Source organism: Amycolatopsis sp. NPDC004625 (assembly GCF_040609695.1).
Lineage (GTDB): Bacteria > Actinomycetota > Actinomycetes > Mycobacteriales > Pseudonocardiaceae > Amycolatopsis.
Genome location: NZ_JBEXKX010000084.1, coordinates 1 through 25,664 on the forward strand (window position 1 = coordinate 1; position 25,664 = coordinate 25,664).

The following is a 25,664-nucleotide window of genomic DNA, read 5'->3' on the forward strand; positions in this document are numbered from 1 at the left end:
CCCGCGCCGTTCCCCCCGGGCCGGTGTGTGGTCTGCGGCGGTGGGTCTGTTGTGGTAAGGCGCGTTAGAACGCGCCTTACCACTCACGAGCCGGGGAGAGCGCGAGGGCGGCGGGGGCTCGTGAGAGGGTGGCGGCATGGCCAAGCCGACCCCGCTGCAGTTCCGGAACATCCTCGTCGCCGTCCTCGCGGCGGCCGGTTTCGTCTGGAGCGTCGTGGTCGGGCTGCCGTGGTGGGTGAGTGCCCTCGTCGGCTGCGCGTGTGTCCTTTCGCTCGCCTCCGCCTACCTCAACCGGCCCGGCGCGAACTAACGCGTCTTCGCGAACCTGGCCTTCAGGTTCGTCCGGCCCGCCTCCGTCAGCCGGCCGAACAGCCGCAGCCGGGCCAGGCCGCCGTCCGGGTAGATGTCCAGGCGTGCCTCCGAAACCTCCGGGGCGTCCGGGAGCGCGAAGCGGTGCCGCGTGTCCGGCTGCAGGCGCGTCTTCGGCAGCAACGGCACCCACTCGCCGTACGTCTCGCGGCCGCTCACCGAGGCCCAGCCCGGGGCGTTGCCCTTCAGGTTGCTCGTGTCCAGCTCGACGAACCGGACGATCCCGGCGCCGGCCAGGCGCAGCGTCACCCAGTCGTTGCCGTCGTCGCGGCGGCGGGCCGTCTCCCAGCCCTCCGCCTGGTGGGCCGCCAGGCCCGGGGACAGGATGTTGTTCGGCGACGAGTAGAACCGGTTGCTGCAGCCCGTCACGATCGCGCCGTTCTCCAGGGCCGCCAGGTCGAGCGCGTCCAGGTCCAGCAGCGCCGGGTCCGGGATCGGGGCGCCGTGCACGCGCAGGCGCGCCACTCCCCCGTCCGGGTGCTGCGTCAGCCGGACGTGCGTGTACCGCCGCGATCCGTTGACGACGTAGAAGTTCTCCGTGTGTCCCGAAGCGGGCGCGCGGTCGACCAGGACGTCCCACTCGGCCGCGGCCACCTCCGCCGCCGACGGGTAGCCCGGCAATGACGTCGCCTCCACCGACACGAACGGCGGGTAGTTGCCCTTGAAGAACGCCGTGTCGACGATGACGCCGGTGATCGTGCCGGCCAGGCCGAGGCGGACGATCGCCTGGTCGTCGCCCGGTTCGCGGTGGCGGCGGGTCTCCCAGCCGTCGTAGACCTGGCCCTTGGGCCCGAACGTCTCCGTGCGGTGCGCCGGCACCCACGGGTTGACCAGGTTCTCCTTCTCGGCGAACAGCTCGTCGGTCGCCCACATCACCGTGCCGCCGAAGCGGCGGGACGCGAGGTCGGGCAGTTCTGTCCACTCCGGACGGTCGGTCACAGCGCCTCCATGTCAGCAGTTCCCCCGGGTCAGCAGCGCGCCGCGCGGCTCGTCGCCGGTGATTTCGGTGCCCCGCAGCCACGTCGAGCGCACGACGCCGGCGAGCGGCCGCCGGTCGTAGGCGCTGACCGGGTTGCGGTGCTTCAGTTTCGCGACGTCGACCACGAACGCCTCGTCCGGCGCGAACACGCAGAAGTCGGCGTCGTACCCCACCGCCAGGTGCCCCTTGCGCCGCATTCCGGCCTGCGCGGCCGGGCGCCCGGCCATCCACCCGACGACGTCGGTGAGCGCGAACCCGCGCTGCCGCGCCTGCGTCCAGATCGCCGGCAGCCCCAGCTGCAGGCTGGAGATCCCGCCCCACGCCTCGCCGAAATCGCCGCTGTCGAAGCGCTTCAGCTCGGGAGTGCACGGCGAATGGTCGCTGACGATCGTGTCGATCACGCCGTCGGCGAGGCCCCGCCAGAGCTGCTCCCGGTTGGCCGCCTCGCGGATCGGCGGGCAGCACTTGAACTGCGTTGCGCCGTCGCGGATCTCCTCGGCGACGAAACTCAGGTAGTGCGGGCAGGTCTCCGCCGACAGCCGGACGCCGTCACGCCGCGCCGCGGCGATCAGCGGCAGGGCGTCCGAAGAGGACAGGTGCAGGATGTGCGCCCGCGCGGAGTGGCGGCGGGCCGCCTCGATGACGTGCGAGATCGCGAGGTTCTCCGCCTGCCGCGGCCGTGAGTGCAGAAAGTCGACATAGCGACCACCGTGCGGCTCCGGCGCCGCATCGATCTCGTGGGCGTCCTCGGCGTGGACGATCATCAGCGCGTCGAAGGAACTCAGCTCCCGCAACGCTTCGTCGAGCCCGGCCGGGTCGAGCGGCGGGAACTCGTCGACGCCCGAATGCAGCAGGAAGCACTTGAACCCGAACACCCCGGCGTCGTGCAGGCCGCGCAGATCGCCGACGTTGCCGGGGATCGCGCCGCCCCAGAAGCCGACGTCGACGTGCACCCGGCCGGCCGCCGCCTTGCGCTTGACCTCCAGCGCGGCGACGTCGACGGTCGGCGGCAGGCTGTTCAGCGGCATGTCCACGATCGTGGTCACCCCGCCGGCCGCGGCCGCGCGGGTCGCCGTCCCGAAGCCCTCCCACTCGGCGCGACCGGGGTCGTTGACGTGGACGTGCGTGTCGACCAGCCCCGGCAGCAGCACGACGTCGTCGCCGAGGTCGAGGACGCGGTCGCCGGTCAACGCGGCACCACCGGGTTCGACCGCGACGATCCGGCCGCCGTCGACGCCGACGGTCGCCGGGACCTCACCCTCGGCCGTCACGGCCCGGGCGGCACGCACCACAAGATCCATCCGAAAGCCCTTCTCCGGGAGGATGACCACCGCCGATTTCACAGTACGGAAAGGTGGTTTCGCACAACGACAGTAACCACGGCGCGCGCCGCTCGTCAACGACGGCTGTAGCGCGTTACGGTCATCTTCGTGCGGCTTGAAGCGGAGTTCACCAGCGAACCGTTCCACGGCGAAGGTTCGCCGCCCGAGCACGCCGTCGCCGCCCGCGACGCCGCCGCGGAAGCCGGGCTGGACACCGATTTCGGCCCGCTCGGCACCCTCGCCCGCGGCGAGGCGAAGGAGCTGCTCGAAGCGCTCCCGGCCATCGCGCGAGCCGCCCTGGAAGGCGGCGCCACGCGGGTCACGCTGCAGCTGCGCCGGGCCGACGACCCGGGCAGCGCCCCCGTCGTCGAGCTGAACGACGCCCTCGCCCGGCTGATCGCCGACGTCGAACGGGAACTGGGCGCCAAGCTGGGCGAGCTCGACCGCGCGGGCAAGCAGCGCGCGGTGCGCCTGCTGCGCGAACGTGGCGCCTTCGGGCTGCGGAAATCCGTCTCGTCGGTGGCCGACGCCCTCGGCGTCACGCGGTTCACCGTCTACAACTACCTCAACCGGGAAGCGGACTGACCAGCGCTTTCAACAAAATGTTGACGGAACTCCGGCGCGGACGTACGGTCAGCCCGTGCTGCTCACCGAGTTCAACACCACCGACGTCCGCCCGCTGCTGACGGAGTGCCTCGCCGTCCCGCGCTGGGTCGGCGCCGTGCTGGCCGGGCGCCCGTACGCCGACGTCGACGCGCTGAAAGCCGCCGCGGACGTGCCGCTGACCAGCGACGAAATCCGGCAGGCCATGGCCGCGCACCCGCGGATCGGGGAAAAGCCGGAAGCGGGCTGGGCGCGCTCCGAACAGTCCGGTGTGGACAACCCAGACGCGTTCGCCGCGGCGAACGCCGAGTACGAAGCCAAGTTCGGGCACGTCTACCTGGTCTGCGCCAGCGGCCGCAGCGGCGACGAGCTGCTGAAGATCCTGCGCGAGCGGCTGGCCAACGACCCCGCGACCGAGCTCGCCGTCGCCGGGCGCGAGCTGCTGAAGATCGCCGGACTCCGCCTCGCGAAAGCGGTGACCGCATGAGCCTCGTGACCACCCACGTCCTCGACACGGCAACCGGACGCCCGGCCCAGGGGATCGCCGTCCGGTTCGAGACCGCCGAAGGCGAGCCGATCGCCGAAGGCCGCACCGACGACGACGGCCGCATCCGCGACCTCGGCCCGGAAACCCTGGCGCCCGGCGCCTACCGGCTGGTCTTCGACACCGGCGCCTACCTGGGCCCCGACGCCTTCTTCCCGGAGGTCACGCTGACCTTCCGGATCGCCGACGGCACCGCGCACCACCACGTGCCGCTCCTGCTCAGCCCGTTCGCCTATTCGACCTACCGAGGGAGCTGACCGTGGCCGTCACCCTGGGCCCCAACCAGTACGGCAAGGCGGAGGTCCGCCTGGTCACGGTGCGCCGCGAAGGCCCGGTGCACCACCTGAAGGACCTCACCGTGTCGACGTCGTTGCGCGGCGAACTGACCGCGACGCACCTGACCGGCGACAACGCCGGCGTGCTGGCGACCGACACGCAGAAGAACACCGTGTACGCCTTCGCGAAGGAGGCGCCGGTCGGCGAGATCGAGGACTTCGGCCTGCGCCTGGCCCGCCACTTCGTCGGCACGCAGGAGAACATCACCGGCGCGCGCGTCAAGATCGACGAGCACGGCTGGGACCGCATCCCGGTCGGCGGCGCGCCGCACGACCACGCGTTCAGCCGGTCCGGCGACGAGCGCCGCACGACGGCCGTCACGGTCCAGGACGGCCGCGCGTGGGTCGTGTCGGGGATCGACGGCCTGACGCTGCTGAAGTCGACGGGTTCGGAGTTCCACGGCTTCCCGCGCGACCAGTACACGACCCTCGCCGAAACCGGCGACCGCATCCTCGCCACCGCCGTGACGGCACGCTGGCGCTACCAGGGCGAGGGCGTCGACTGGGCGGCTTCGCACGGGGAAATCCGGCGGCTGCTACTGGAGACGTTCGCGACCAAGCACAGCCTTTCCCTGCAGCAGACGCTGTACGCGATGGGCGAGGCAGTGCTGGAGACGCGTCCGGAGGTGGCCGAGGTGCGGCTGTCGCTGCCGAACAAGCACCACTTCCTGGTGGACCTGAGCCCGTTCGGGCTGAAGAACGACAACGAGGTGTTCTACGCGGCGGACCGGCCGTACGGGCTGATCGAGGGCACGATCCTGCGCGACGACGCCGAGGACCCCGGGCCGGCCTGGGACATCCACTGAGTTGATAGAACGCTCTATCATCGAGGGGTGGCAGGGACCAAGGAACGCATCATGGCCGCCGGCGCCGAGCTCTTCCGGCGCAACGGCTACGCCGGGACCGGGCTGAAGCAGATCGTTTCCGAAGCCAACGCCCCGTTCGGGTCCCTGTACCACTTCTTCCCCGGCGGCAAGGAGCAGCTCGGCGCGGAGGTCATCCGCACCTCCGGCCTCGCCTACATCCAGCTGTTCGACCTCTTCGTCGCACCCGCGCCGGACGTGGTCAGCGGGATCGAGGCGTTCTTCGCCGCCGGGATCGCCACCCTCGAAGCCACCGGCTACGTCGAAGGCTGCCCGATCGCCACCGTCGCGCTCGAGGTCGCCGCCACCAACGAACCCCTCCGGCAGGCCACCGCCGACGTCTTCACGGCCTGGATCGACGCCGGCACCGAGAAGTTCGCGAAGTTCGGGCTCAGCCGGGAAGCCGCCCGGACCCTCACCATCACCGCCGTCAACAACCTCGAAGGCGCCTTCGTGCTGTGCCGCTCGCTGCGGGACACCGAAGCCATGGCCGTCGCCGGAGCCGCGACCGTCGACGTCGCCCGCCGACTCCTCCAGGAGCGCACACAACTTTAGTCGGGGATCCAACACGAATCACCAAAGTGGCGCTTGACCGCGCAGCATCCGACACCGAAGCTGCACAGTGCTGGTCAAATAATGGTCTAGTCCTCCTGCCTCACACCGCCGTCCGGTTGGAGCCGCCATGCGCCGAGTCCTCGCCGTCCTCGCCACCGCCGTCGCCGCCATCGGCCTCGCGAGCCCGCCCGCCGACGCCCTCGAAAACGGCCTCGCCCGCACCCCGCCGATGGGCTGGAACACCTGGAACACCTTCGAGTGCAACATCAACGAAACCCTGGTCAAGCAGACCACCGACCTGATGGTCAGCTCCGGGATGCGGGACCGCGGCTACACCTACGTCAACCTCGACGACTGCTGGATGACCCGCTCCCGCGACAGCGCCGGCAACCTCGTCGCCGACTCCGCGAAGTTCCCCGGCGGCCTCAAGGCCCTCGGTGACTACATCCACGCCCGCGGCATGAAGTTCGGCATCTACGAAAGCGCCGGTTCCGAAACCTGCCAGCACTACCCGGGCAGCCTCGGCCACGAGCAGGCCGACGCGAACCTCTTCGCGAGCTGGGGCGTCGACTACCTCAAGTACGACAACTGCGGCAGCCCGGCCGGGGAAACCCAGCAGGACTACGTCCGCCGCTACTCGGCGATGCGCGACGCGCTCAAGGCCACCGGCCGCCCGATCGCCTACAGCATCTGCGAATGGGGCAACTTCAGCCCGTCGACGTGGGCGCCGGACGTCGGCAACCTGTGGCGCACCACCGGGGACATCACCAACAACTGGGGCAGCATCGACTCGATCTACCACCAGAACGTCGGGCTCGCGGCCGCCGCGAAGCCGGGCGCCTGGAACGACCCCGACATGCTCGAAGTCGGCGACGGCATGGACTTCCAGGAGGACCGCGCCCACTTCACGCTCTGGGCGGCGATGGCCGCGCCGTTGATCGCCGGTGCCGACCTGCGCGGCGCCAGTGTCGCCACCTTCTCGACCTACCTCAACGCCGACGTCATCGCCGTCGACCAGGACCCGCTCGGCAGGCAGGCGCGCCGGATCGCCACCGGGAACGGCCTGGACGTGCTCGCGAAGCCGCTGCAGAACGGCGATGTCGCCGTCGTCCTGCTCAACGAGAACAGCACCACGAAGACCGTCTCGACGACGACGGCCGCAGCCGGGCTGCCCGCCGCGTCGAGCTACCGGCTGACCAACCTGTGGTCGAAGGAGCTGACCACCAGCACCGGCACGATCAGCGCGGCCGTGCCTTCGCACAGCACCGTCATCTACCGCGTGACCCCGGGATCCGGCAGCAGCATCGGCACCGCGCACCCGATCCAGGGCGCGTCGTCGTCGCGCTGCATCGACATCAACGGCACCGCCCCCACGCCCGGCCCCCAGGTCGACATCTGGGACTGCGACGGCGGCGGCAACCAGTCCTGGACGTTCACCAGCGCCGGGGAGCTGCAGGCCAACGGGCTCTGCCTCGACGCCAGCGGCGGCACCAGCGCGGCCGGGACCAAGCTGATCGCCTGGACCTGCCACGGCGGCGCGAACCAGAAGTTCAAGCTCGAAGCGGACGGCTCGATCAGCCAGGCCGGCCTGTGCGTCGACGTCACCGGCGGCGACAAGGCCGCCGGCAACGTCAACGGCGTCCAGCTCGAACTGTGGAACTGCAACGACGACGCCAACCAGAACTGGCAGCTCAGGTAGTCCAGGTAGGTCAGGTGGCGGTCAGGTGCTCCGGCCGGACCGGGACGCGGGTGAGCGCGAGCCCGGTCGCGGCCCGGATCGCGGCCACGATCGCCGGGGTCGACGAGATCGTCGGCGGCTCGCCGACCCCGCGCAGGCCGTAGGGCGCGTGCGGGTCCGGGCGCTCCAGGACGTCGATGGTCATCGGCGGCATGTCCAGGACCGTCGGGATCAGGTAGTCGGTGAAGGAGGGGTTCCGGATCTTCCCGCCGGAGGTCTGGATCTCCTCCATCACCGCGAGCCCGAGGCCCTGCGCCGAGCCGCCCTGGATCTGGCCCAGCACGGCCTGGGGGTTCAGCGCCTTGCCGACGTCCTGGGCGCAGTCCAGCGCGACCACCTTGACCAGGCCGAGTTCGGTGTCGACGTCGACGACCGCCCGGTGCGCGGCGAACGCGTACTGCACGTGCGCGGTCCCCTGCCCGGTCTCCGGGTCCAGCCCGGTGGTCGGGCGGTGCCGCCACTCCACGGTTTCGTCGTGGACGTCTTCGCCGAGGACGTCCACCAGGTCGGCGACCACCTGGCCGTCGGCCGCGACGAGCTTGCCGCCGACCACCCGCACCTTCGCGTCGAACCGGGCCAGCAGCCGCGCCCGCACCGCCGCGCAGGCGGCCTGGACGGCACCGCCGGTGACGTAGGTCTGGCGCGAGGCCGACGTCGAGCCGCCGTTGCCGATCGAGGTGTCCATCGGCAGGACTGTCACCTGGTCGACGCCCAGCTCGGTGCGCACGATCTGCTGCATGATCGTGACCAGGCCCTGGCCGACCTCGCAGGCCGCGGTGTGCACGGTCGCGGCCGGTTCCCCGCCGACCAGCTGCAGGCGCACCCGGGCCGTCGAGTAGTCGTCGAAACCCTCGGAGAAGCAGACGTTCTTGATCCCGACGGCGTACCCGACGCCGCGGACGACGCCTTCGCCGTGGGTCGTGTTGGACACCCCGCCCGGCATGTGCCGCAGGTCGAACGGCCGGTCCGGCGGCATCGGCATGGCCCGGACGCGGGTCAGCAGCTCCGCGACCGGCGCTTCGGCGTCGACGACCTGGCCGGTCGGCATCAGGTCGCCCTCGCTCATCGCGTTGCGGACGCGGATCTCCACCGGGTCCAGGCCGCAGGCGTCCGCCAGTTTGTCCATCTGGGACTCGTAGCCGAACGCCGCCTGCACCGCGCCGAAGCCGCGCATGGCGCCGCACGGCGGGTTGTTGGTGTAGGTGCCCCAGCAGTCGACCGCAGCACTGTCCACTTTGTACGGACCGACGCCGAGCGTGGCGGCGTTCGCGACCACCGCGCCGGTCGAGGACGCGTACGCACCGCCGTCGAGGAAGAGCCTCGTCTTCACGTACACGAGGCGGCCGTCCTTCGTGGCGCCGTGCTCGTAGTACATCTTCGCCGGGTGGCGGTGCACGTGGCCGTAGAAGGACTCTTCGCGGTTGTAGACCATCTTCACCGGCTTGCCGGTGTGCAGGGCGAGGAGGCACGCGTGGACCTGCATCGACAGGTCTTCGCGGCCGCCGAACGCCCCGCCGACGCCACCGAGGGTCAGCCGGACCTTCTCCACCGGGAGGCCCAGGGCGGCGACGATCTGCTGCTGGTCGACGTGCAGCCACTGCGTCGCGACGTACAGGTCGACGCCGCCTTCGGTGTCCGGCACCGCCAGCCCGGACTCCGGGCCGAGGAACGCCTGGTCCTGCATGCCGACCTCGTAGACACCCGAGACGACGACGTCGGCGGCGAGATCCTGCGGACCGCGGCGGATCTTCACGTGCCGGACGACGTTGCCGCCTTCGTGCAGCCGAGGCCCTTCGCCCGCGACGGCGGCTTCGGAGTCCGTCACCGGCTCGAGCTCTTCGTAGGTGACGTGGATCCGCTTCATCGCGCGGCGCGCGGTCTCCGGGTGGTCGGCGGCGACCAGCGCGACCGGTTCTCCCTGGTAGCGCACGACGTCCGAGGCGAGCACCGGCTGGTCGGCGTGCTCGAGGCCGTAGCGGTTGACGCCCGGGACGTCCTCGTGCGTGAGCACCGCGTACACACCGGGCACGGCCAGGGCTTCGGCGATGTCGATCGCGGTGATCCGCGCGTACGGGTGCGGGCTGCGCAGGGTCACCCCCCACACCATGTCCTCGTGCCAGAGGTCCGAGGAGTAGGCGAATTCGCCGCGCACCTTCACCGTGCCGTCGGGGCGGCGCGGCGAAGCACCGACGCCGTTCGCGGTCGGCGTCGTGACGGACGTGGTGGTCATCGGTCCTCCCGCAGTTTCGCGCTCGCAGCGGCCAGCTCGCGGGCGATGGCGGACTCGTCGGCCTCGCGCAGGGTGCCGTCTTCGACGACGGCCTTGCCGCCGACGAACAGGCGGCGCAGCGGCGGCGTGGCCCCGAGCACCAGGGCCGCGACCGGGTCGGCGATGCCGGCGTGGTTCAGCCCGGTCAGGTCCCAGACGGCCAGGTCGGCGAGCTTCCCGGGCTCGATCGACCCGAGGTCGTCGGCGCGGCCGAGGCAGCGGGCGCCCCCCATCGTGCCCATCCACAGGGCTTCGCGCGTGGTCAGGCCGTGGGGGCCGCCACGCTGGCGGGCCTGCAGCAACGCCTGGTGGAGCTCTTCGCCGAGGCCGCCGGACTCGCTGGAGGCGGCCCCGTCGACGCCGAGGCCGACCGCGACACCGGCGTCGAGGAGGTCCCGCACGGCTGCGATGCCGGTGCCGAGGCGGCCGTTGGACGTCGGGCAGTGCGCCGAGCCGGTGCCGGTGGCGCCGAAGCGGCGGATCGCCTCGGGCGCGAGGTGGACGGTGTGCGCGAGCCAGACGTCGTCGGCGAGCCAGCCGAGCTTGTCGGCGTACTCGGCCGGGGTGCAGCCGACCTCGGCCAGGCACTGGCGTTCTTCGTCGAGGGTCTCGGCGAGGTGGGTGTGCAGCCGGACACCCTTGCGGCGGGCCAGCTCGGCCGCGCCGGACATCAGCCGTTCGGTGACCGAGAACGGCGAGCACGGGCCGGCGGCGATCTGCAGGTGGGCGCCAGGCGAGTCGTCGTGGAAGCGGTCGATCGCCGCTTCGGTGCCGGTCAGCGCGTCCTCGGTCGGCTCGACGAGGTTGTCCGGCGGCAGGCCGCCGTCGGACTCGCCGCGGTCCATCGAGCCGCGCACGACGTGCAGCCGGACGCCGATGCGCTGGCGGGCCGCGGCCAGCGCCGCGACCTGGTCGCCGCCGTCGCGCGGGAAGACGTAGTGGTGGTCGGCGACGGTGGTGCAGCCGGTCAGCGCCAGCCGCGCCATCCCGGCGGTGCCCGCGGCGTGCGTGATCCCGTCGTCGAGGCGGCTCCAGACCGGGTACAGCTGCACGAGCCACTCGAACAGCGTGTGGTCGGCGGCCAGCCCGCGGGTCGCCCACTGGTAGAGGTGGTGGTGGGTGTTGATCAGGCCGGGCGTGACCAGGCAGCCGTCGGCTTCGACGCGCTCGTCGAACTCTCCGGTGTAGACGCCTTCGCCGACTTCGGCGATCCGGTCGTTCTCGACGACGACGTGCCCGCTCGCGTACTCCTCGCCGGTGACCGTGGCGATGGCCGCGTTCGCGATGAGCGTCCTCACGCGGCACCTCCCTTCGCGACGGCGCGGACCGCGTCGAGGATCTTCTCGTAGCCGGTGCAGCGGCAGAGGTTGCCGGCCAGCGCTTCGCGGATCTCCTCGTCGGACGGATCGGGGACGCGGTTCAGCAGGTCGTGCGCGGCGACGACCAGGCCCGGCGTGCAGAACCCGCACTGCACGGCACCCTGGTCCACAAAGGACTGCTGGACCGGGTCGAGGGTGTCGCCGTCGGCCAGTCCCTCGACCGTGCGGACCACGCGGCCTTCGGCCTGCCCGGCCGCGACCAGGCAGGCGCACACCGGGACGGCGTCGAGGTAGACCGTGCAGGAGCCGCATTCGCCCTGCTCACAGGCGTTCTTCGAGCCCGGGAGGCCCAGCCGCTCGCGCAGCACGTACAGCAGGCTTTCGCCCTCCCAGACGTCGTCCGCCTGGCGTTTCTCGCCGTTGATCGTGACATTCAGGCGCATGCGCGCTCCCCCGTCCGGTGGTCGTCCCAGGCCCAGGTCAACGTACGCCGCGCGAGTACCCCGAGTGCGTGCTTCCGATACGCGGCGCTGCCCCGGACGTCGTCGATCGGGGACGCCGCCCGGGCCACCAGCTCGCCGAACCGCCGTTTCAGCGAGTCGGGCAGCGCTTCGGACGAGCCCCACGGCAGCTCGGCGGCCAGGAAGTCCTCGGCCTCCCGGGCGCGGCGCGGGGTCGGGGCGGCGGACCCGATGGCGGCGCCGACCTGGCCGTGCCGGAGCGAAACGGCGAACGAGCAGACGGCGATGACCATGGCGTTGCGCGTGCCGACCTTGGCGAACTGCTGCGGCCCGGCGTGCTCGGGCAGGTGGACGGCGATGATCAGCTCGTCTTCGGCCAGGGCGTGGCGTTTCACGCCGACGTAGAACTCCTCCGCGCGGAGGAGGCGGGTCCCCCGGACGGAGGCCACCTCGATCCGCGCGTCCAGGGCGAGCAGCACCGGGTGCGTGTCGCCGGCGGGCGAGGCGGCGCCGAGGTTGCCGCCGACCGTGCCGCGGTTGCGGATCTGGGGCGACCCGACCGTGCGGGAGGCCATGGCCAGGGCCGGGACGGACGCACCCAGTTCGGCGATCACCCGGGAGTACGGGACGCCGGCGCCGAGCCGGACCGTGCCGTCCGAGTCCTCCACAGTGGACCACTCCGCCAGCTCGGGGACCGTGGTCAGGTCCAGGAGGGCGTCCGGGCGCCGGTGGTCGAAGTTCAGCTCGACCATGACGTCGGTGCCGCCGGCGATCGGCACGGCGGCCGGCCGCTCGGCCTTGAGGGCCAGGGCCTCGGCGAGCGTCGCGGGACGCAAGAACTCCACGAGCGGGCTCCTTCGTAGGGGCGGTAGACCAGTAGACGACGGATCACGGCCGGGCGGCAACGGCACCACGCATGAAACGCACAGGAGCGAAACCCGGTGCGTTTGTGCTTTCCTACAAGCCTCATGACGACCGTGAAAACTCTGCTGGGCCTGCCCGGGCTGCGGCTGCGCCCGCTGGCCGGGACCGACCTGCTCGACCGGCCCGTGACGCGCATCTACGTCACGGAGCTGCCCGACCCCGGACGGTACCTGTCGGCCGGCGAGCTGGTGCTGTCCGGCCTGCTCTGGTGGCGGCGACCGGGGGACGCCGAGCCGTTCGTGGCCGCGCTGGCCCGGGCGGGTGCGGCGGCGCTGGCCGCGTCCGGCGCCGACTCGGGCGGCATCCCGGACGACGTCGCCGACGCCTGCGTCCGGCACCGGATCCCGCTGCTGGAGGTGCCGGCCGACCTGTCGTTCTCGGTGATCACCGAGCAGGTGGTGCTGGCCCTCGCGGCCGCCTCGGAGAGCGCGCGCAAACGTTTGCAGGCCGCTGCGGACGCCCCGGTCGGGACGTTGCTGGAGAGCGCGTCGGCGGAGCTCGGGCTGCCCTGCTGGGTGCTGTCGGGGCTCGGCCGGGTGATCGCCGGGACCGGTCCGCTGCCGATGCCGGCGCCGGACGTCCTGCGCCGGTACGCGGCCAAGGAGGCCGGGCCGCTGACGGTCGTCCCGGTCGAGGGGCGGCACGCGGTGCCGTGGCTGATCGCCGTCGGCGGCCCGCTGAGCACGGCCCAGGCGGAGCTGGCCGGGGAGCTCGCCGGGCTGGTGGGTGTCACGCGGGCGCGAGCGGTCGCCCCCGAAGCCGAGCTGCCCGGCGAAGCGCGCGTTGTCGCGTTGCGGACCGAAGGCAGCGACGAGAGCCGGGACGTCTTGCGGGAACTGCTGCCGGACGGGCTCCTGCTCGAGTCCACCGGGGACACCTCGTTCGCGGCGACCTCCCGGCGGCCGTCGCCGGCCGAACTGTCCACTGTGGAAACACTGCTCCAGGCGAAGCGGGTGTACTGCGGTGTCAGCGATCCCGGCCCGCGGGAGGAGGCGTGGGCCTCGGCCCGGTACGCCTTGGCGGTCGCGGCCCGGTGGCGCGTGCCGGTGGTCGCGGCGGGCGAGGTGGACGTGCACGAGCTGCTGCTGACCGGCGCCCCGGACGGGCTGCGCGCGGCGCTGCGGCGCCGGGTCCTCGGGCCGCTGCTGGCCTACGACGCCGAGCAGCACACCGACCTGGTGCACACGGTCCGGGTGTTCCTGGAGTGCTCGGGCTCGCCGACCCGGGCGGCGAAGGCCCTGCACGTGCACGTCAACACGCTGCGCTACCGGATCGGGCGGGCGGGCGAGCTGCTCGGGGCCGACCTGACGGAGTTCACCGACCAGCTCGACGTCTACCTCGCGTTGCGCGCCGGCGGGCAGGCGGGAGGATGAGGGAGTGGACCCCGAGATCACTTCGGCCCGGCAGGCGGCGAACGACGCCCGCGTGCAGGCCTTCGGGCGGCTGCAGGGCGCGGCGAACCGGCTCGAGTACCTGCTCGGCCGGGCCCTGGAACGCGAGTGCGGGATCACCCACCTGATGTACGAGGTGCTGCTGATCGTGGGCCGGACCGGGGAGGATGGGCTCACCATGCGGTCGATCGCCCAGGAGCAGGTGCTCACCACCGGCGGCGCCACCCGGCTGGTGGACCGGATGGAGGCCGTCGGGCTGGTGACCCGCACCGCCGACCCGCGCGACCGGCGGGTGCAGCTGGTGCGCCTGACCGCGCTCGGCGAGGAGACCACCGTGCGGGCCAGCCGCCTGCACGTGGAGAACATCGAGCAGTTCTTCCTCCGGCCCCTGCCCGAGGGTCACCGCGAACGGTTCGCCGAAGACCTGCGGACGCTGAGCCACTTCGCCCGCGACGCCCTCCCCCGGCTGCGCTAGTGGGCAACCGGAACCGTTCCACCCGCGAGCTGCCGGCGACGGCCGAGGGCTTCGCCGGTGCGCTGCTGGCCGCCGCCCGGGCCGGGGACGACGCGCGGTGGCTCGCCCCCGGTTTCGAGCTGCCCGCCGAACTGGTCCGGGGTGCGGAGCTGGCCGTCCGGCCGCTGCTCGACCGGGCGCACCGGGGCGGCTGGCCGCCCGGGGAACTGCGTCAAGCCGCGAGCCGCCGCGTCGACGAATTCGCCGGCTCGTATCTGCTCGACGCCGGACCGCGCCTGCCGGAGTGGGCGGCGAAGCACCTCCTCACGCCGGCCGAAGCGGTGACGGCGGTGGTCGATGCCCTGGGCGTGCTGCTGACCCTGCCGGCCGCGCCGCAGCCGTCCGTCCGGCACAGCGTCGACGACAAGAAGCTGGGCCGGGTCCGCGCGCTGCTGGCCAAGGCCGAGTCGAGCTCGTTCCCGGAGGAGGCCGAGGCCCTCTCGGCGAAGGCCCAGGAGCTGATGACCCGGCACGCCCTGGACCGCGTGCTGGTCGCGGCCGCGCCCGAGCTGCCGTCGTCCCGCCGGATCTGGCTCGACACGCCCTACACGGACGCGAAGTCGTTGCTGGTCAACGTGGTGGCGAAGGCCAACCGCTGCCGCGCGGTCTTCGACCCGCGCTGGGACTTCGTCACGGTGGTCGGCGACGACCTGGACGCCGTCGCGCTGCTGACGACGTCCCTGCTGGTCCAGGCCACCCGCGCGATGATCGCCGACCCCGCCGGCCGGTCGCGGCAGTTCCGCAAGTCGTTCCTGGTCTCCTACGCGACGCGAATCGGCGAGCGCCTCGAGCAGGCAGCCGCGGCCACGCTCACGGCCACCCCCGACGCGGACCGGTTGCTGCCCGCGCTGGCCTCGCACGACCTGAGGGTGAACACGGCATTCGCGACGCTGTTCCCGCAGGTGGTGGGCAAGTCGGTGACCGTGCGCAGCGCCGAAGGGTGGGACGCGGGCCGGTCGGCGGCCGACCGCGCGCGGCTCGGTGAGTGATCCTCAGGCGAGCCGCTGCGCGTACTTCTCCAGCTCCGGCCGTCCGAACGGCAGCTCGCCTTCGTCGAGCGCTCCGCAGTCGAGCCCCCGCAGCAGGTACACCGCCAACGCCTGCGCCGTCGCCGGCTCGTCCAGAACCCCGCCGGCCTTCTTGTCCGCGTACGCGCGCAACCGCTCCACCGCCTCCGGGAACCCCGCCCGGTAGAACGTGTACGTCGCCGCGAAGCGGGTCGGCAGCTGGTGGGGGTGCAGGTCCCAGCCCTGGTAGAAGCCGCGCTCCAAGGACCTGCGCACCAGCCTCGAGTGCTCGGCCCACGCCGACGGCAGTGCGTCGCCGAGGGGGAGGCGGTTGGTCGAGCCGTCGGAGAGGCGGACGCCCGTGCCCGCCGCCGCGATCTGCATCAGGCCCTTGGCCAGGTCCGCCGCCGGGTGCTCCATGCTCTGGTACGCCGCCGCGATGCCGAGGCCCGCACTGTAGTCGTACGTCCCGTAGTGCAGGCCCGAACAGCGTCCCGCCGCGGCCTGCACGATCCGCGCCACCGACAGCGTCCCGTCGAGGTCCACAATGGACTGGGACGTCTCGATCTGGACTTCGAAGCGCAACGCGTTCGAGGGCAGCTCGTACGCGGATTCCAGCCGGGCGAGGACTTCCGCGGCCACCGCCACCTGGTCCACCGCCGTCACCTTCGGCAGCGTGACGACGAACCCGGGCGGCAGCGGGCCGTTGTCCAGCAGCGAACCCAGGAACAGGTCCAGGGTGCGAATCCCACGCCGGCGCGTCGCCGCTTCGAAGCTCTTGAAGCGGATGCCGCAGAACGGCGTCCCGCCGGTCGTCGCCAAGGTCTGCCCGGCCGCGCGCGCCGCCGCGTCCTCGACGTCGTCGGGCACGCGGCCGAAGCCGTCCTCGAAGTCGATGCGCAGGTCCTCGATCGGCTCGGTCAGCAGCTTCGCGCGGACGCGTTCGTACACGTCCGCGTCGACGCCGAGGAGGTCGCCGTGCTCGACGAACACGCGCATCGCCTGCTTGCCCCAGCCGGCCACCAGGCGCGTTTTGTACTGCGACGCCGGGACGTACACCGTGTGCACGGGCTGCCGTCCGGGCCGCTCGCCCGGGTACGACGCCGCGACGCGCGCGTCGGCCTCGGCCAAGCGCGCGTCGGCGGCGTCGTAGACGTCCTCGGGCAGCCGCACCTACTTGATCCGCTCGTAGGCGGGCAGGGTCAGGAAGTCCGGGAACTCGTCGGCCAGCGCGACCTGCTCGAACAGCTCCACGGCCGGCTCCAGCAGCTCCGGCTTGAGCTCGCCCGCCAGCTCGCCGCGGACGTCGGCCAGCACGCCGCGCACCAGCTCGGACGTCACGACGTCGCCACTGTCCAAAGTGGTCCCGTTCTTGACCCACTGCCAGATCTGCGAACGCGAGATCTCCGCCGTGGCGGCGTCCTCCATCAGGTTGTGGATGGCCGCCGCGCCGTTGCCGCCCAGCCAGGACGCGATGTAGCGGACACCGACGTCGACCGCGGCGCGCAGGCCGGCCGCCGTCGCGCCACCCGGCGTCGAAGCGACGTCCAGCAGCTGCTCGGCGGTGACGCTCACCTCGTCGCGGGTGCGCCCGAGCTGGTTCGGCTGGTCGCCGAGAACCTTGTCGAACTCCTCCTTGCAGAGCTCGACCATGCCCGGGTGCGCGACCCACGAGCCGTCGAAGCCGTCGCCGGCCTCGCGGGACTTGTCGGCGTGCACCTTGTCGAAGGCACCCTTGTTGGTTTCGGGGTCCTTGCTCGGGATGAACGCGGCCATGCCGCCGATCGCGAAGGCGCCGCGCTTGTGGCAGGTGCGCACCAGCAGCTCGGTGTAGGCGCGCATGAAGGGCGCGGTCATGGTGACGGAGTTGCGGTCCGGCAGCACGAACTTCTCGCCCGCGTCGCGGAAGTACTTGATCACGCTGAACAGGTAGTCCCAGCGGCCCGCGTTGAGGCCCGACGCGTGTTCGCGCAGCTCGTAGAGGATCTCCTCCATCTCGAACGCGGCCGGGATGGTTTCGATCAGCACGGTCGCGCGGACGGTGCCGTGCTCGATGCCGAGGGCCTTCTCGGCGTGGGTGAAGACGTCGTTCCAGAGCCGCGCTTCGAGGTGGCTCTCCATCTTCGGCAGGTAGTAGTACGGGCCCTTGCCGCGCTTCAGCAGCTCGGCGGCGTTGTGGAAGAAGTGCAGGCCGAAGTCGACGAGCGCGCCGACGCCTTCGCGGCCGCCGAACGTCAGGTGGCTCTCGGGCAGGTGCCAGCCGCGCGGGCGGACCACGATCGTGGCGTGCTCGACGTCGTCCTTGAGCGCGTAGCTCTTGCCGCCGCTCTCCAGGGTGATCGTCTCGCGGACGGCGTCGTGGAGGTTGACCTGGCCGGAGACGACGTTCGCCCAGTGCGGGGTGTTGGCGTCCTCGAGGTCGGCCAGCCACACCTTCGCGCCGGAGTTGAGCGCGTTGATGGTCATCTTGCGGTCGGTCGGCCCGGTGATCTCGACGCGGCGGTCGCGCAGCGCGGCCGGCGCGCCGGCGACCTGCCAGTCGCCTTCGCGGATCTCCTTGGTCTCGGGCAGGAAGTCGAGCTTGCCGGTGGTCCGGGCCTCCTCGCGGCGCTTGCTCCGCGCCTGGAGCAGCTCGTCGCGGCGGCCGGCGAAGGCGTCGTGCAGGCCGGCGAGGAAGGCGAGCGCCTCCGGCGTGAGGATCTCGTCGCCGCGCTCGACCGGGTCGCCCAGCACCTGGACTTCAGAAGACATGGGGAAACACCTCGAGGGTTCGGATCTTTGGATAACGGCCCTACGGTTTTCTACCAGCCGGACTATAGTTTCTGCATAGCGGAAGCTCAACGCCGACGTAAGGAGGGCCACCGTGCCGGCGGAGAAGAACGGTCGCGACGGCGGCGTCCAGTCCCTGCAGCGCGCCTTCGAGCTGCTGGAACACCTCGCGGACACCGGCGGCGAAGCCAGTCTGTCGGAGCTGGCGACGCTGTCCGGGCTGCCGATGCCGACGATCCACCGGCTGATCCGCACCCTGGTCGACCTGGGGTACGTCCGCCAGAACACGAACCGCCGCTACGCGCTGGGCGCCCGGCTGATCCGGCTGGGCGAGAACGCGAGCATGCAGTTCGGCGCCTGGGCGCGGCCCCTGCTGGCGGAGCTGGTCGAGGAGGTCGGCGAGACGGCGAACCTGGCGGTCCTGGAGCGCGACGAAGTCGTGTACGTGGCCCAGGTGCCGTCGAAGCATTCGATGCGGATGTTCACCGAGGTCGGCCGGCGGCTGCTGCCGCACGGGACGGGTGTCGGGAAGGCGATGCTGGCGCACCTGCCCGCTTCGGAGGTGCAGGCGTTGCTTTCGCGGACAGGCATGCCCGCCTACACCGAGCACACGTTCACGGATCCGGACGCGCTGGCGGTCGAGCTTTCGCGGATCGCTTCGCAGGGGTACGCGCTCGACGAGGCGGAGCAGGAGCTGGGGGTCCGGTGCGTGGCGGTGGCGGTGCCGGGCGCGCCGGTGCCGGCGGCGGTGTCGGTGTCCGGGCCGTCGGGCCGGCTGACCGCCGAGGCGGTGGCGCACATCGCCCCGGCGGTGCAGCGGGTCGCGGACGCCCTGGGGGCGAGCCTTTCGCAGGCGGTCACGGTCTGACCAGGACCGCTCAGCTCAGCTCCCCGGCCAGCAGGTCCATCAGCAGCCCGTCGTGCCAGGTGCCGTCCGGGGCGCGTTCGTAGTCCCGCAGGACCCCGACCGGGCGGAATCCCACCTTCGTGTACACCCGGATCGCCGTCTCGTTGGACGCCGCCGGGTCGATCGTCAGCCGGTGGTGGCCCGCCGCGAACAGGTGGGCCGCCAGCGCCCGGATCGCGTCCGTGCCGATGCCGCGGCCGTGGAAAGCCGGGTGCACCGAGATGTCGATGCCCGCGTGGCGGTACTGCGGGTCCAGCTCTTCGCAGCTCTGGATCAGGCCGACGGCTTCGCCGCCGAACTCGATCACGTAGACCGTGTAGCCCTCTTCGACCTCGTACAGGCCTTCGACTTCGCGATCCGGGTCGCCCCACCACCGGGCGACCTCCGGGGTGGCCAGGATTTCGCGCAGCCGGACGCGGTCCGCTGCGCCGATCGGGCGCAGCCGCACCCGGTCGCCGGAAATGGCGGTCATGATGGGTCCTCTCTCGTAGCGAACGACGGCTTCGGAGCGTCTGTCACGAGGAGGGGCGCGCGTGCGTCAACCGGGCATGCCCGGATTGTGCGCTCGTACCGCCGCCGCCGTCACCCGAATATCGCCGGAGGCCGCATGGACACGCACGCCGGCGCCTTGGCCTGGCTCGCGCAGGGCGCCGCTTCGAACCTCCTGGACCGGCTCGTCGACCGCGCGCTCGACGGGCCCGCCGCGCCGCCCGCCTGGCCGCGCCCGGCCACGACCCCGGCCGGGACGGTCGAGATCAGCGTCCGCCACCACCTGGCCGCGAAGGCGCGGACGCCGGTGATCATCACGCTCCAGGAGGACGGCAGCCGGACCGGCACGGCGTTCCCGGCGGTCCTCGGCCACACCGCCCGGATCGCCCTGCCGGGCGGCCGCTACTTCGGTGCGGCGATGGTGCTCGACCCGGCCCGCCGGACCCTGCAGGGCATCGGCTGGTCCCGCCTCACCGTCGCGGCACGGCGGACGTCCCCCTGCCTGATCCCGGTCACCCGCCCGTCGGCGCCGGTGATCCTGCAACTGGGGCTGCGCAAGGCCGACGGGACACCGCTTTTCCGGCTCTGACCCGGTAGGTTCGGCACCGGGACGCCGGAGGGGGAGCCATGTTCGAGCTGTTCGCCGCGCCGCTCGCCTGGGTCGGGCAGAAGACGGCGGAAGCCGTCATCGGCCAGCTCGCCGAGCGGGGCGTGAAGAAGCTGACCGACCGCGGGCGGCAGGCCGTCGTCGTCCCGGCGGCCCACACCCGCCACCGGCTCGGGGACGTGACCAGCGACGTCGACATCGCCGTGCGGCACCGGCCGGCCACCGGGCAGCGGGTGCTGCTGACCTTCCAGGCCACCCCGCTCGCCGGCGAGCGGACCTCCGGGGTCACCGTGCCGATGGTGCTCGGCGAGACCGCGCACCTGACGCTGCCCCGCGCCGACTACCTGATCAGCGCCCTCGTCTTCGACCACCCGGCGGACCCCGGCGCCAAACCGGTACTGCGCGGCGTCGGCGGGATCCGCCACTACGTCGCCAGCACGAAGACCGAGCAGCTGACCATCGAGACCGGCACCCCGACGGCGCCGCTCCTCACAACGCTCGGGCTGGCGGATTCCAAGGGCACCGGCCCGTTCCAGCCGGCGCCGCACCTTCCGGCCACCGCCACCTCGCCCGCCGAACGCAAAGCCGCTTTCCTCCTCGCCAAGATCGAGGAACGCGACGCCCAGGTGGAAGCGGGCACAGCCACGCGGTGCCGAGCCGCGACCTCCGGCTCCGAGTCCCGCTGCCCCGCCCCGGTCGCCCTCTTCGACGACAACGGCACGTGTTACCACCACCTGGCGGAACTGGTGAAGGGCGTACCCGTGTACGACTTCCGGACCGGCCGCCCGATCACCTAGCCCAGGAGCGCGTCCACGAACGCGCCCGGCTCGAACGGTGCCAGGTCGTCCGGCCCCTCGCCGAGCCCGACCAGCTTCACCGGGACGCCCAGCTCCTTCTGGACCTGGAACACGATGCCGCCCTTCGCCGTTCCGTCCAGCTTGGTCAGCACGATTCCCGTCACGTCGATGACCTCGGCGAACACGCGGGCCTGCATCAGCCCGTTCTGGCCCGTCGTCGCGTCCAGGACCAGCAGCACCTCGTCGACCTTGGCCTGCTTCTCCACGACGCGCTTGACCTTGCCCAGCTCGTCCATCAGGCCCGTCTTCGTGTGCAGGCGGCCCGCCGTGTCGACCAGGACCGCGTCGACGCCGGTGTCCACGCCGCGCTTGACCGCGTCGAACGCCACCGCCGCCGGGTCCGCGCCCTCCTTGCCGCGGACGACCTCCGCGCCCACGCGCTCGGCCCACGTCTGCAGCTGGTCGGCCGCCGCCGCGCGGAACGTGTCCGCCGCGCCCAGCAGGACCGTGCCGCCCTGGGCCACCAGGACGCGGGCGAGCTTGCCCGTGGTCGTCGTCTTGCCCGTGCCGTTGACGCCCGCCACCAGCACCACGGCCGGCTGCTTCCGGCCGTCGACGGTGTGCGGCAGCGCCCGGACCGCGCGGTGGCCGTCGGTGGACAGCTGCGCCGTCAGCACCTCGTGCAGCACCTCGCGTGCCTCGGCCGACGACCGGACCGCGCGCCGGGACAGCTCGTCGCGCAGGCGCTCGACGATCTGGTTCGTGGTCGCCGCGCCCAGGTCGGCCAGCAGCAGCGTGTCCTCGACGTCCTGCCAGGAGTCCTCGTCGAGGTCGCCCGCGCCGAGCAGGCCGAGCAGGCTCGTGCCGAACATCGACCGCGACTTCGTCAGCCGGCCGCGCAGCCGTTCCATGCGGCCCGCCGCCGGCTCGATCTCCTCGGCGACCGGGGCCGGCTCCACGACCTCGGCGTCCGGCAGCTTGACGTCCCGGACCGTGCGCTGCGCCGAGTCGCGCGGCACCGCCGCGTCGTCACCCACCGCGGGCTGGCCGTCGACCTCCGGCCGGTCCTCGACCGGGTGCTCGGCGGCTTCGGCTTCGGCCGCGCCGCCGGGCGCGAGCGCGATGCCCCCGCTGGCCGCGTACGAGCCGCCCTTCGGTTTCTCCTCGACCTCACGCCGGGCGTCCAGGCTGATCCGCCGCCTGCGGGCGACCAGCAGGCCGGTCACCAGCAGGGCGACCAGCACGACGACGGCGACGACTACGAACAGGAACCAGGTGCTCGACACGGCCCCATCCTTTCATCCGCGCCCGCGCCCGGCGGACACCCCGTCCGCACAGGCAATTCGCAACAACCTGGGTCCCGATTGGGCCAAGACTTCACCACGTGGGTTGCGTCACAGGCAACGCTCCACTAAACCCCTCCGGATGGGGATGCGAGCCAGCCACGGCTATCGGGTGATCGGCCTGATTTCGGGCACGTCGATCGACGGGATCGACGTGGCCGCCGCCGACCTGCACGCCGAAGCCGGCACCGTCGTGCTGACGCCGCTGGGCGAGCTCGACGTCCCCTACCCCGAACCGCTGCGCGAGGCCCTGCGCGCCGCCCTGCCGCCGAACCCGTGCACGGCCGGGGAGCTGACGCGGCTGGACACCGGTGTCGGGCAGGCGTTCGCCGACGCGGCCGCCCGCGGCGCCGCGGACCTCGCCGGCGGCTCCGCCGACCTGGTCGCGTCGCTGGGCCAGACGGTGTTCCACTGGGTCGAGGGCGGCGCGGTCCGCGGCACCCTCCAGCTCGGCCAGCCCGCCTGGATCGCCGAACGCACCGGGCTGCCGGTGTGCGCCGACCTACGGGCCCGCGACGTCGCCGCGGGCGGCCACGGGGCTCCCCTGGCGAGCACGCTCGACCAGCTGTGGCTGCGCGGCCTCGCCGAAGACGCCGGTCACGCCGTCGCCGCGGTCAACCTCGGCGGCATCGCGAACATCACCGTCGTCGCCGCGGGCGCGCCGGCGATCGCCTTCGACACCGGGCCCGCCAACGCCTTGCTCGACCTCGCCGCCCACCGCGTCACCGGGCGGCACAGCGACGTCGACGGCCGGCTCGCGCTCGGCGGGTCGGTGCGCCAGGACCTGCTCGACCGGCTGCTCGCCGACCCGTACTTCGCCGCCGAGCCGCCGAAGTCCACCGGCAAGGAGCACTTCAACGCGCCCTACCTCGACGCCGCCCTCGGCGGCCTGCCGCCGCTCGAACCCGGCGACCTGCTCGCGACGCTGACCGAGCTGACTGCCGTCACCGTCGCCGCCCAGTGCCGGCGGCACGGCGTCGCGACCGTCATCGCCTCCGGCGGCGGGGTGCGGAACCCGGCGCTGATGGCGGCGCTGGCCCGGAACCTGCCGTCCGCGGTGCTGAAGACCAGCGACGACCTCGGGCTGCCGGGCGCCGGCAAGGAGGCGTACCTCACGGCGTTGCTGGGCTGGCTGACCTGGTGCGGCGTACCGGGTACGGTGCCGTCGGCGACCGGCGCACGCGGGCCGCGCGTGCTCGGCGCGCTGGTCCCGGGCACCGGCCCCCTGATCCTTCCCGCCCCGCTGGGGGGCAGCGTGACACGGTTGCGAGTCGCGGAGAAGACCGGACGGTAGGAGAGCTCCATGCGCGGTGTCGACCTCGCCATCATCGTGGTCTACCTGGCGGCGATGCCGCTGATAGGCGTGCTCGTCGGCCGGAAGCAACGGTCGGCGGCCGACTACTTCGTCGGCGAGCGCAGCCTCCCGTGGGGTGCGGTGATGCTGTCGGTGGTGGCCACGGAAACCTCGACGCTGACCGTGATCAGCACGCCGGGGCTGGTCTTCGGCAACGCGTTCCTGTTCCTTCAGCTGGCGTTCGGCTACATCATCGGCCGGACGATCGCCGCGTTCGTGCTGCTGCCGCGGTACTTCCGCGGCAACCTCGTCAGCGCGTACGCGTTCCTGGGCAAGCGCTTCGGCTCGGGCCTGCAGGGCACCGCGTCGGTGACGTTCGTGATCACGCGCCTGCTCGCCGAGGGGGTGCGCCTGTTCGCCGGCGCGATCCCGATCAAGGTGATCCTCGGGCACTACAACATCCACCTGGACTACTGGGTGATCGTCGTCATCCTGACCGCGCTGACCCTGGTCTACGCCTACATCGGCGGGATCAAGGCGGTCGTCTGGGTCGACGTCATCCAGCTGTCGCTCTACCTCGGCGGCGCGGCGGTGGCGGCGATCGTGCTGCTGAACAAGCTGCCGGGTGACTGGATGAGCCAGGCGTCCGACGACGGCAAGTTCATGCTCGTCGACTTCACGAAGAACCTGCTGACCAGCCCGTACGCCTTCGTGACGGCGGTACTCGGCGGCGCGGCCCTGTCGATGGCCTCGCACGGCGCCGACCAGCTGATCGCGCAGCGGCTGATGGCCACGCGCAGCCTGCGCGACGGCCAGAAGGCGCTGATCGGCAGCGGCATCATCGTCACCATCCAGTTCGCGCTGTTCCTGCTGGTCGGGGCGATGCTGTGGGTGTTCGACGGCCGCAAGTCGGTCGCGCAGCTCGGCCTGCAGAGCCCGGACGACGTGTTCTCGCGGTTCATCATCGACGACCTGCCGGTCGGGGTGTCGGGCCTGCTCATCGCGGGCGTGCTCGCGTCGACCATGGGGGCGCTGGCCTCGGCGCTCAACGCGCTCTCGACGTCGACCGTGGCCGACCTCTACCAGCGGTTCACCAAACGCTCGCCGGAGGACTCCAAGCTGCTCCGGCACGGTCGCATGTGGACACTGATCTGGGCCGTGGTGTTCGCGGTGTTCGCTTCGCTGTTCTCCACCACGAAGAACTCGGTCATCGAGCTGGGGCTGGCGATCACCGGCTACACCTACGGCGCGCTGCTCGGCTCGTTCCTGCTCGGCCTGCTGATCAAGAAGGCCCGGCAGGTGGACGCGATCATCGCGTTCGTGGCCACGGTCGTGGTGATGGCGTTCGTCATCCTCGGGGTGAAGTTCAGCGCGAAGACCGGCGGGCTGCTCGGTGTCGACTTCGGCAAGGCGGCCGGGGATCGCGTGGCCCTCGCCTACCCCTGGTACACGCTGCTGGGCGTGGTGATCACGCTGGTCGTCGGCGGGCTGCTCTCGCTGCGCCACCGGACGCCGGACCCGAAGGCGGCCGAAGCCGAAGCGGCCGGCGAGGCGGAAGAGGTCGCTGCCTGATCCTCCTGAACCGTTTCCGGCGGGCTCCCGTGTGGAGGGGCGGGAGCCCGCCGAGAAGCGGCGGGAGGATTTCGAAGGTGGATCTCATGAAGCGGATGACGCTGGCGCTCGCGGTGGGTGCCCTGCTGGTCGGCGGCGCGGCGACGGCCTCGGCCACCCCGGCGGCCCCGAAGGTCCCGGACGCGGTCAAGGTCCCGGCCGGAAACGTCGCGCTGGCGAGCTTCCCGGCCGAGGGCGTGCAGATCTACGGCTGCACGAACGGCGCGTGGACCCTGATCCAGCCCGCGGCGGTGCTCACGAAACACGGCAGGCCGGTGGCCCTGCACAGCAAGGGCCCGGTGTGGACGTCCACTGTGGACGGCAGCACGGTCGGCGCGGCCGCGGTGGCCAACTCGCCGCGGGACGGCGCGATCCCGGCGCTGCTGCTCAAGGCGAACCTCACCACCGGCGACGGCATCTTCGGCAAGGTGACCTACGTCCAGCGCCTGAACACCCGCGGCGGCGTGGCCCCGGCGGGGGCCTGCGCGGCGGGCGCGCAGACGGCGGTGCGGTACTCGGCGGACTACGCCTTCTGGGTCGCCGGCTGACCAGCGCACCATGTGGCGGCGACGGCGGCGGAACAGGAAGGCGCCGAGCACAGCATGCCTGTCGTTGCGCAGCGAACCGGACCGATGCGGGGGTAGTAGGTGTGAG

At 72.2% G+C, this 25,664-nt stretch carries 26 protein-coding genes; 16 read left to right on the top strand and 10 right to left on the bottom strand.

Annotation, left to right across the window (positions count from 1 at the left end; genetic code table 11):
- Positions 1–136: 136 nt before the first annotated feature.
- Entirely contained in the window at positions 137–310 is a 174-nt protein-coding gene (locus ABZW17_RS44505; RefSeq protein WP_176172189.1) for a hypothetical protein, read from the top strand.
- On the opposite strand, the gene alc is transcribed toward ABZW17_RS44505, so the two are convergent.
- Together alc and allB are read right to left on the bottom strand one after the other, a co-directional pair.
- Entirely contained in the window at positions 307–1,308 is a 1,002-nt protein-coding gene (gene alc, locus ABZW17_RS44510) for an allantoicase (RefSeq protein WP_354828350.1), read from the bottom strand. The two genes, ABZW17_RS44505 and alc, sit on opposite strands and share 4 nt — an antisense overlap.
- Positions 1,309–1,320: 12 nt before the next feature.
- Entirely contained in the window at positions 1,321–2,649 is a 1,329-nt protein-coding gene (allB, locus tag ABZW17_RS44515; RefSeq protein WP_354828353.1) for an allantoinase AllB, read from the bottom strand.
- Between the two features lie 129 nt (positions 2,650–2,778).
- Between allB and ABZW17_RS44520 the strand changes: the two genes are divergently transcribed.
- The 6 genes from ABZW17_RS44520 to ABZW17_RS44545 all read left to right on the top strand — a co-directional run bounded on the left by ABZW17_RS44520 (position 2,779) and on the right by ABZW17_RS44545 (position 7,269).
- On the top strand, positions 2,779–3,255 hold the full coding sequence (locus tag ABZW17_RS44520) for a helix-turn-helix domain-containing protein (RefSeq protein ID WP_354828355.1): 477 nt from the start codon (positions 2,779–2,781) through the stop codon (positions 3,253–3,255).
- A 55-nt stretch (positions 3,256–3,310) separates the two neighbouring features.
- Positions 3,311–3,760, top strand: a complete 450-nt coding sequence (locus ABZW17_RS44525) for a 2-oxo-4-hydroxy-4-carboxy-5-ureidoimidazoline decarboxylase (protein WP_354828357.1) — start codon at positions 3,311–3,313, stop codon at positions 3,758–3,760.
- Positions 3,757–4,074 (top strand): hydroxyisourate hydrolase, encoded by a 318-nt coding sequence (gene uraH, locus ABZW17_RS44530; protein ID WP_354828360.1) that lies wholly within the window; start codon positions 3,757–3,759, stop codon positions 4,072–4,074. Before ABZW17_RS44525 ends, uraH begins: the two co-directional genes overlap by 4 nt.
- Before the next feature lie 2 nt (positions 4,075–4,076).
- On the top strand, positions 4,077–4,958 hold the full coding sequence (pucL, locus tag ABZW17_RS44535; RefSeq protein WP_354828363.1) for a factor-independent urate hydroxylase: 882 nt from the start codon (positions 4,077–4,079) through the stop codon (positions 4,956–4,958).
- A gap of 51 nt (positions 4,959–5,009) precedes the next feature.
- The gene (locus ABZW17_RS44540) at positions 5,010–5,570 is read left to right on the top strand and encodes a TetR/AcrR family transcriptional regulator (protein WP_354828417.1); all 561 of its coding nucleotides are present in this window, start codon (positions 5,010–5,012) and stop codon (positions 5,568–5,570) included.
- A gap of 127 nt (positions 5,571–5,697) precedes the next feature.
- On the top strand, positions 5,698–7,269 hold the full coding sequence (locus tag ABZW17_RS44545; RefSeq protein ID WP_354828365.1) for a ricin-type beta-trefoil lectin domain protein: 1,572 nt from the start codon (positions 5,698–5,700) through the stop codon (positions 7,267–7,269).
- Positions 7,270–7,279: 10 nt separating this feature from the next.
- Here ABZW17_RS44545 and pucD read toward each other — a convergent pair whose 3' ends face one another.
- Genes pucD through ABZW17_RS44565 form a run of 4 tightly spaced genes read right to left on the bottom strand, consistent with a single transcriptional unit; the run spans position 7,280 to position 12,202 of the window.
- The gene (gene pucD / locus ABZW17_RS44550) at positions 7,280–9,538 is read right to left on the bottom strand and encodes a xanthine dehydrogenase subunit D (RefSeq protein WP_354828368.1); all 2,259 of its coding nucleotides are present in this window, start codon (positions 9,536–9,538) and stop codon (positions 7,280–7,282) included.
- The gene (locus tag ABZW17_RS44555) at positions 9,535–10,875 is read right to left on the bottom strand and encodes an 8-oxoguanine deaminase (RefSeq protein ID WP_354828371.1); all 1,341 of its coding nucleotides are present in this window, start codon (positions 10,873–10,875) and stop codon (positions 9,535–9,537) included. The genes pucD and ABZW17_RS44555 overlap by 4 nt, the downstream gene beginning before the upstream one ends.
- The gene (locus ABZW17_RS44560) at positions 10,872–11,339 is read right to left on the bottom strand and encodes a (2Fe-2S)-binding protein (protein WP_354828374.1); all 468 of its coding nucleotides are present in this window, start codon (positions 11,337–11,339) and stop codon (positions 10,872–10,874) included. Before ABZW17_RS44560 ends, ABZW17_RS44555 begins: the two co-directional genes overlap by 4 nt.
- Positions 11,330–12,202: an FAD binding domain-containing protein gene (locus ABZW17_RS44565; RefSeq protein ID WP_354828377.1), complete on the bottom strand. Its 873-nt coding sequence runs from the start codon at positions 12,200–12,202 to the stop codon at positions 11,330–11,332. The genes ABZW17_RS44560 and ABZW17_RS44565 overlap by 10 nt, the downstream gene beginning before the upstream one ends.
- A 123-nt stretch (positions 12,203–12,325) precedes the next feature.
- On the opposite strand from ABZW17_RS44565, the gene ABZW17_RS44570 reads away from it, so the two are divergent.
- The 3 genes from ABZW17_RS44570 to ABZW17_RS44580 are packed head-to-tail and all read left to right on the top strand — an operon-like array spanning position 12,326 to position 15,175.
- Positions 12,326–13,654 (top strand): PucR family transcriptional regulator ligand-binding domain-containing protein, encoded by a 1,329-nt coding sequence (locus ABZW17_RS44570; protein WP_354828380.1) that lies wholly within the window; start codon positions 12,326–12,328, stop codon positions 13,652–13,654.
- 4 nt (positions 13,655–13,658) lie between these two features.
- Positions 13,659–14,147 (top strand): MarR family transcriptional regulator, encoded by a 489-nt coding sequence (locus ABZW17_RS44575; RefSeq protein WP_354828383.1) that lies wholly within the window; start codon positions 13,659–13,661, stop codon positions 14,145–14,147.
- Positions 14,147–15,175, top strand: coding sequence for a DUF2786 domain-containing protein (locus tag ABZW17_RS44580; protein ID WP_354828385.1), 1,029 nt, complete (start codon positions 14,147–14,149; stop codon positions 15,173–15,175). Before ABZW17_RS44575 ends, ABZW17_RS44580 begins: the two co-directional genes overlap by 1 nt.
- Positions 15,176–15,178: 3 nt before the next feature.
- Here the strand turns inward: ABZW17_RS44580 and ABZW17_RS44585 are convergent, their stop codons facing one another.
- Together ABZW17_RS44585 and aceB are read right to left on the bottom strand one after the other, a co-directional pair.
- A complete protein-coding gene (locus ABZW17_RS44585; protein ID WP_354828388.1) occupies positions 15,179–16,366 on the bottom strand; it encodes an aldolase in 1,188 nt (395 codons plus the stop codon).
- Positions 16,367–17,944, bottom strand: coding sequence for a malate synthase A (gene aceB, locus ABZW17_RS44590; RefSeq protein ID WP_354828391.1), 1,578 nt, complete (start codon positions 17,942–17,944; stop codon positions 16,367–16,369).
- Between the two features lie 112 nt (positions 17,945–18,056).
- On the opposite strand from aceB, the gene ABZW17_RS44595 reads away from it, so the two are divergent.
- Entirely contained in the window at positions 18,057–18,830 is a 774-nt protein-coding gene (locus tag ABZW17_RS44595) for an IclR family transcriptional regulator (RefSeq protein ID WP_354828394.1), read from the top strand.
- Between the two features lie 10 nt (positions 18,831–18,840).
- Here the strand turns inward: ABZW17_RS44595 and ABZW17_RS44600 are convergent, their stop codons facing one another.
- Positions 18,841–19,341, bottom strand: a complete 501-nt coding sequence (locus tag ABZW17_RS44600) for a GNAT family protein (RefSeq protein ID WP_354828397.1) — start codon at positions 19,339–19,341, stop codon at positions 18,841–18,843.
- Between the two features lie 135 nt (positions 19,342–19,476).
- Here ABZW17_RS44600 and ABZW17_RS44605 point away from each other — a divergent pair, with 135 nt between their 5' ends.
- Together ABZW17_RS44605 and ABZW17_RS44610 are read left to right on the top strand one after the other, a co-directional pair.
- The gene (locus ABZW17_RS44605) at positions 19,477–19,947 is read left to right on the top strand and encodes a hypothetical protein (protein ID WP_354828400.1); all 471 of its coding nucleotides are present in this window, start codon (positions 19,477–19,479) and stop codon (positions 19,945–19,947) included.
- A gap of 38 nt (positions 19,948–19,985) precedes the next feature.
- Positions 19,986–20,762, top strand: a complete 777-nt coding sequence (locus ABZW17_RS44610) for a hypothetical protein (protein WP_354828403.1) — start codon at positions 19,986–19,988, stop codon at positions 20,760–20,762.
- On the opposite strand, the gene ftsY is transcribed toward ABZW17_RS44610, so the two are convergent.
- Positions 20,759–22,048 carry a signal recognition particle-docking protein FtsY gene (ftsY, locus tag ABZW17_RS44615; RefSeq protein WP_354828406.1) on the bottom strand — a complete coding sequence of 430 codons (1,290 nt, stop codon included), beginning with the start codon at positions 22,046–22,048 and terminating at the stop codon, positions 20,759–20,761. The two genes, ABZW17_RS44610 and ftsY, sit on opposite strands and share 4 nt — an antisense overlap.
- Before the next feature lie 139 nt (positions 22,049–22,187).
- Between ftsY and ABZW17_RS44620 the strand changes: the two genes are divergently transcribed.
- The 3 genes from ABZW17_RS44620 to ABZW17_RS44630 all read left to right on the top strand — a co-directional run bounded on the left by ABZW17_RS44620 (position 22,188) and on the right by ABZW17_RS44630 (position 25,558).
- Positions 22,188–23,399, top strand: a complete 1,212-nt coding sequence (locus ABZW17_RS44620) for an anhydro-N-acetylmuramic acid kinase (protein WP_354828409.1) — start codon at positions 22,188–22,190, stop codon at positions 23,397–23,399.
- A gap of 9 nt (positions 23,400–23,408) precedes the next feature.
- A complete protein-coding gene (locus ABZW17_RS44625; RefSeq protein ID WP_354828412.1) occupies positions 23,409–24,971 on the top strand; it encodes a sodium:solute symporter in 1,563 nt (520 codons plus the stop codon).
- 86 nt (positions 24,972–25,057) lie between these two features.
- Positions 25,058–25,558 carry a DUF3455 domain-containing protein gene (locus tag ABZW17_RS44630; protein ID WP_354828414.1) on the top strand — a complete coding sequence of 167 codons (501 nt, stop codon included), beginning with the start codon at positions 25,058–25,060 and terminating at the stop codon, positions 25,556–25,558.
- Positions 25,559–25,664 lie beyond the last annotated feature (106 nt).

Coding starts and splice junctions, on each gene's coding strand:
- ABZW17_RS44505 (WP_176172189.1), top strand. CDS start 137: ATGGCCAAGCCGACCCCGCTGCAGTTCCGGAACATCCTCGTCGCCGTC.
- allB (WP_354828353.1), bottom strand. CDS start 2,649: ATGGATCTTGTGGTGCGTGCCGCCCGGGCCGTGACGGCCGAGGGTGAG.
- uraH (WP_354828360.1), top strand. CDS start 3,757: ATGAGCCTCGTGACCACCCACGTCCTCGACACGGCAACCGGACGCCCG.
- ABZW17_RS44540 (WP_354828417.1), top strand. CDS start 5,010: ATGGCCGCCGGCGCCGAGCTCTTCCGGCGCAACGGCTACGCCGGGACC.
- ABZW17_RS44545 (WP_354828365.1), top strand. CDS start 5,698: ATGCGCCGAGTCCTCGCCGTCCTCGCCACCGCCGTCGCCGCCATCGGC.
- pucD (WP_354828368.1), bottom strand. CDS start 9,538: ATGACCACCACGTCCGTCACGACGCCGACCGCGAACGGCGTCGGTGCT.
- ABZW17_RS44560 (WP_354828374.1), bottom strand. CDS start 11,339: ATGCGCCTGAATGTCACGATCAACGGCGAGAAACGCCAGGCGGACGAC.
- ABZW17_RS44570 (WP_354828380.1), top strand. CDS start 12,326: ATGACGACCGTGAAAACTCTGCTGGGCCTGCCCGGGCTGCGGCTGCGC.
- aceB (WP_354828391.1), bottom strand. CDS start 17,944: ATGTCTTCTGAAGTCCAGGTGCTGGGCGACCCGGTCGAGCGCGGCGAC.
- ABZW17_RS44600 (WP_354828397.1), bottom strand. CDS start 19,341: ATGACCGCCATTTCCGGCGACCGGGTGCGGCTGCGCCCGATCGGCGCA.
- ABZW17_RS44605 (WP_354828400.1), top strand. CDS start 19,477: ATGGACACGCACGCCGGCGCCTTGGCCTGGCTCGCGCAGGGCGCCGCT.
- ABZW17_RS44610 (WP_354828403.1), top strand. CDS start 19,986: ATGTTCGAGCTGTTCGCCGCGCCGCTCGCCTGGGTCGGGCAGAAGACG.
- ABZW17_RS44620 (WP_354828409.1), top strand. CDS start 22,188: ATGGGGATGCGAGCCAGCCACGGCTATCGGGTGATCGGCCTGATTTCG.
- ABZW17_RS44625 (WP_354828412.1), top strand. CDS start 23,409: ATGCGCGGTGTCGACCTCGCCATCATCGTGGTCTACCTGGCGGCGATG.
- ABZW17_RS44630 (WP_354828414.1), top strand. CDS start 25,058: ATGAAGCGGATGACGCTGGCGCTCGCGGTGGGTGCCCTGCTGGTCGGC.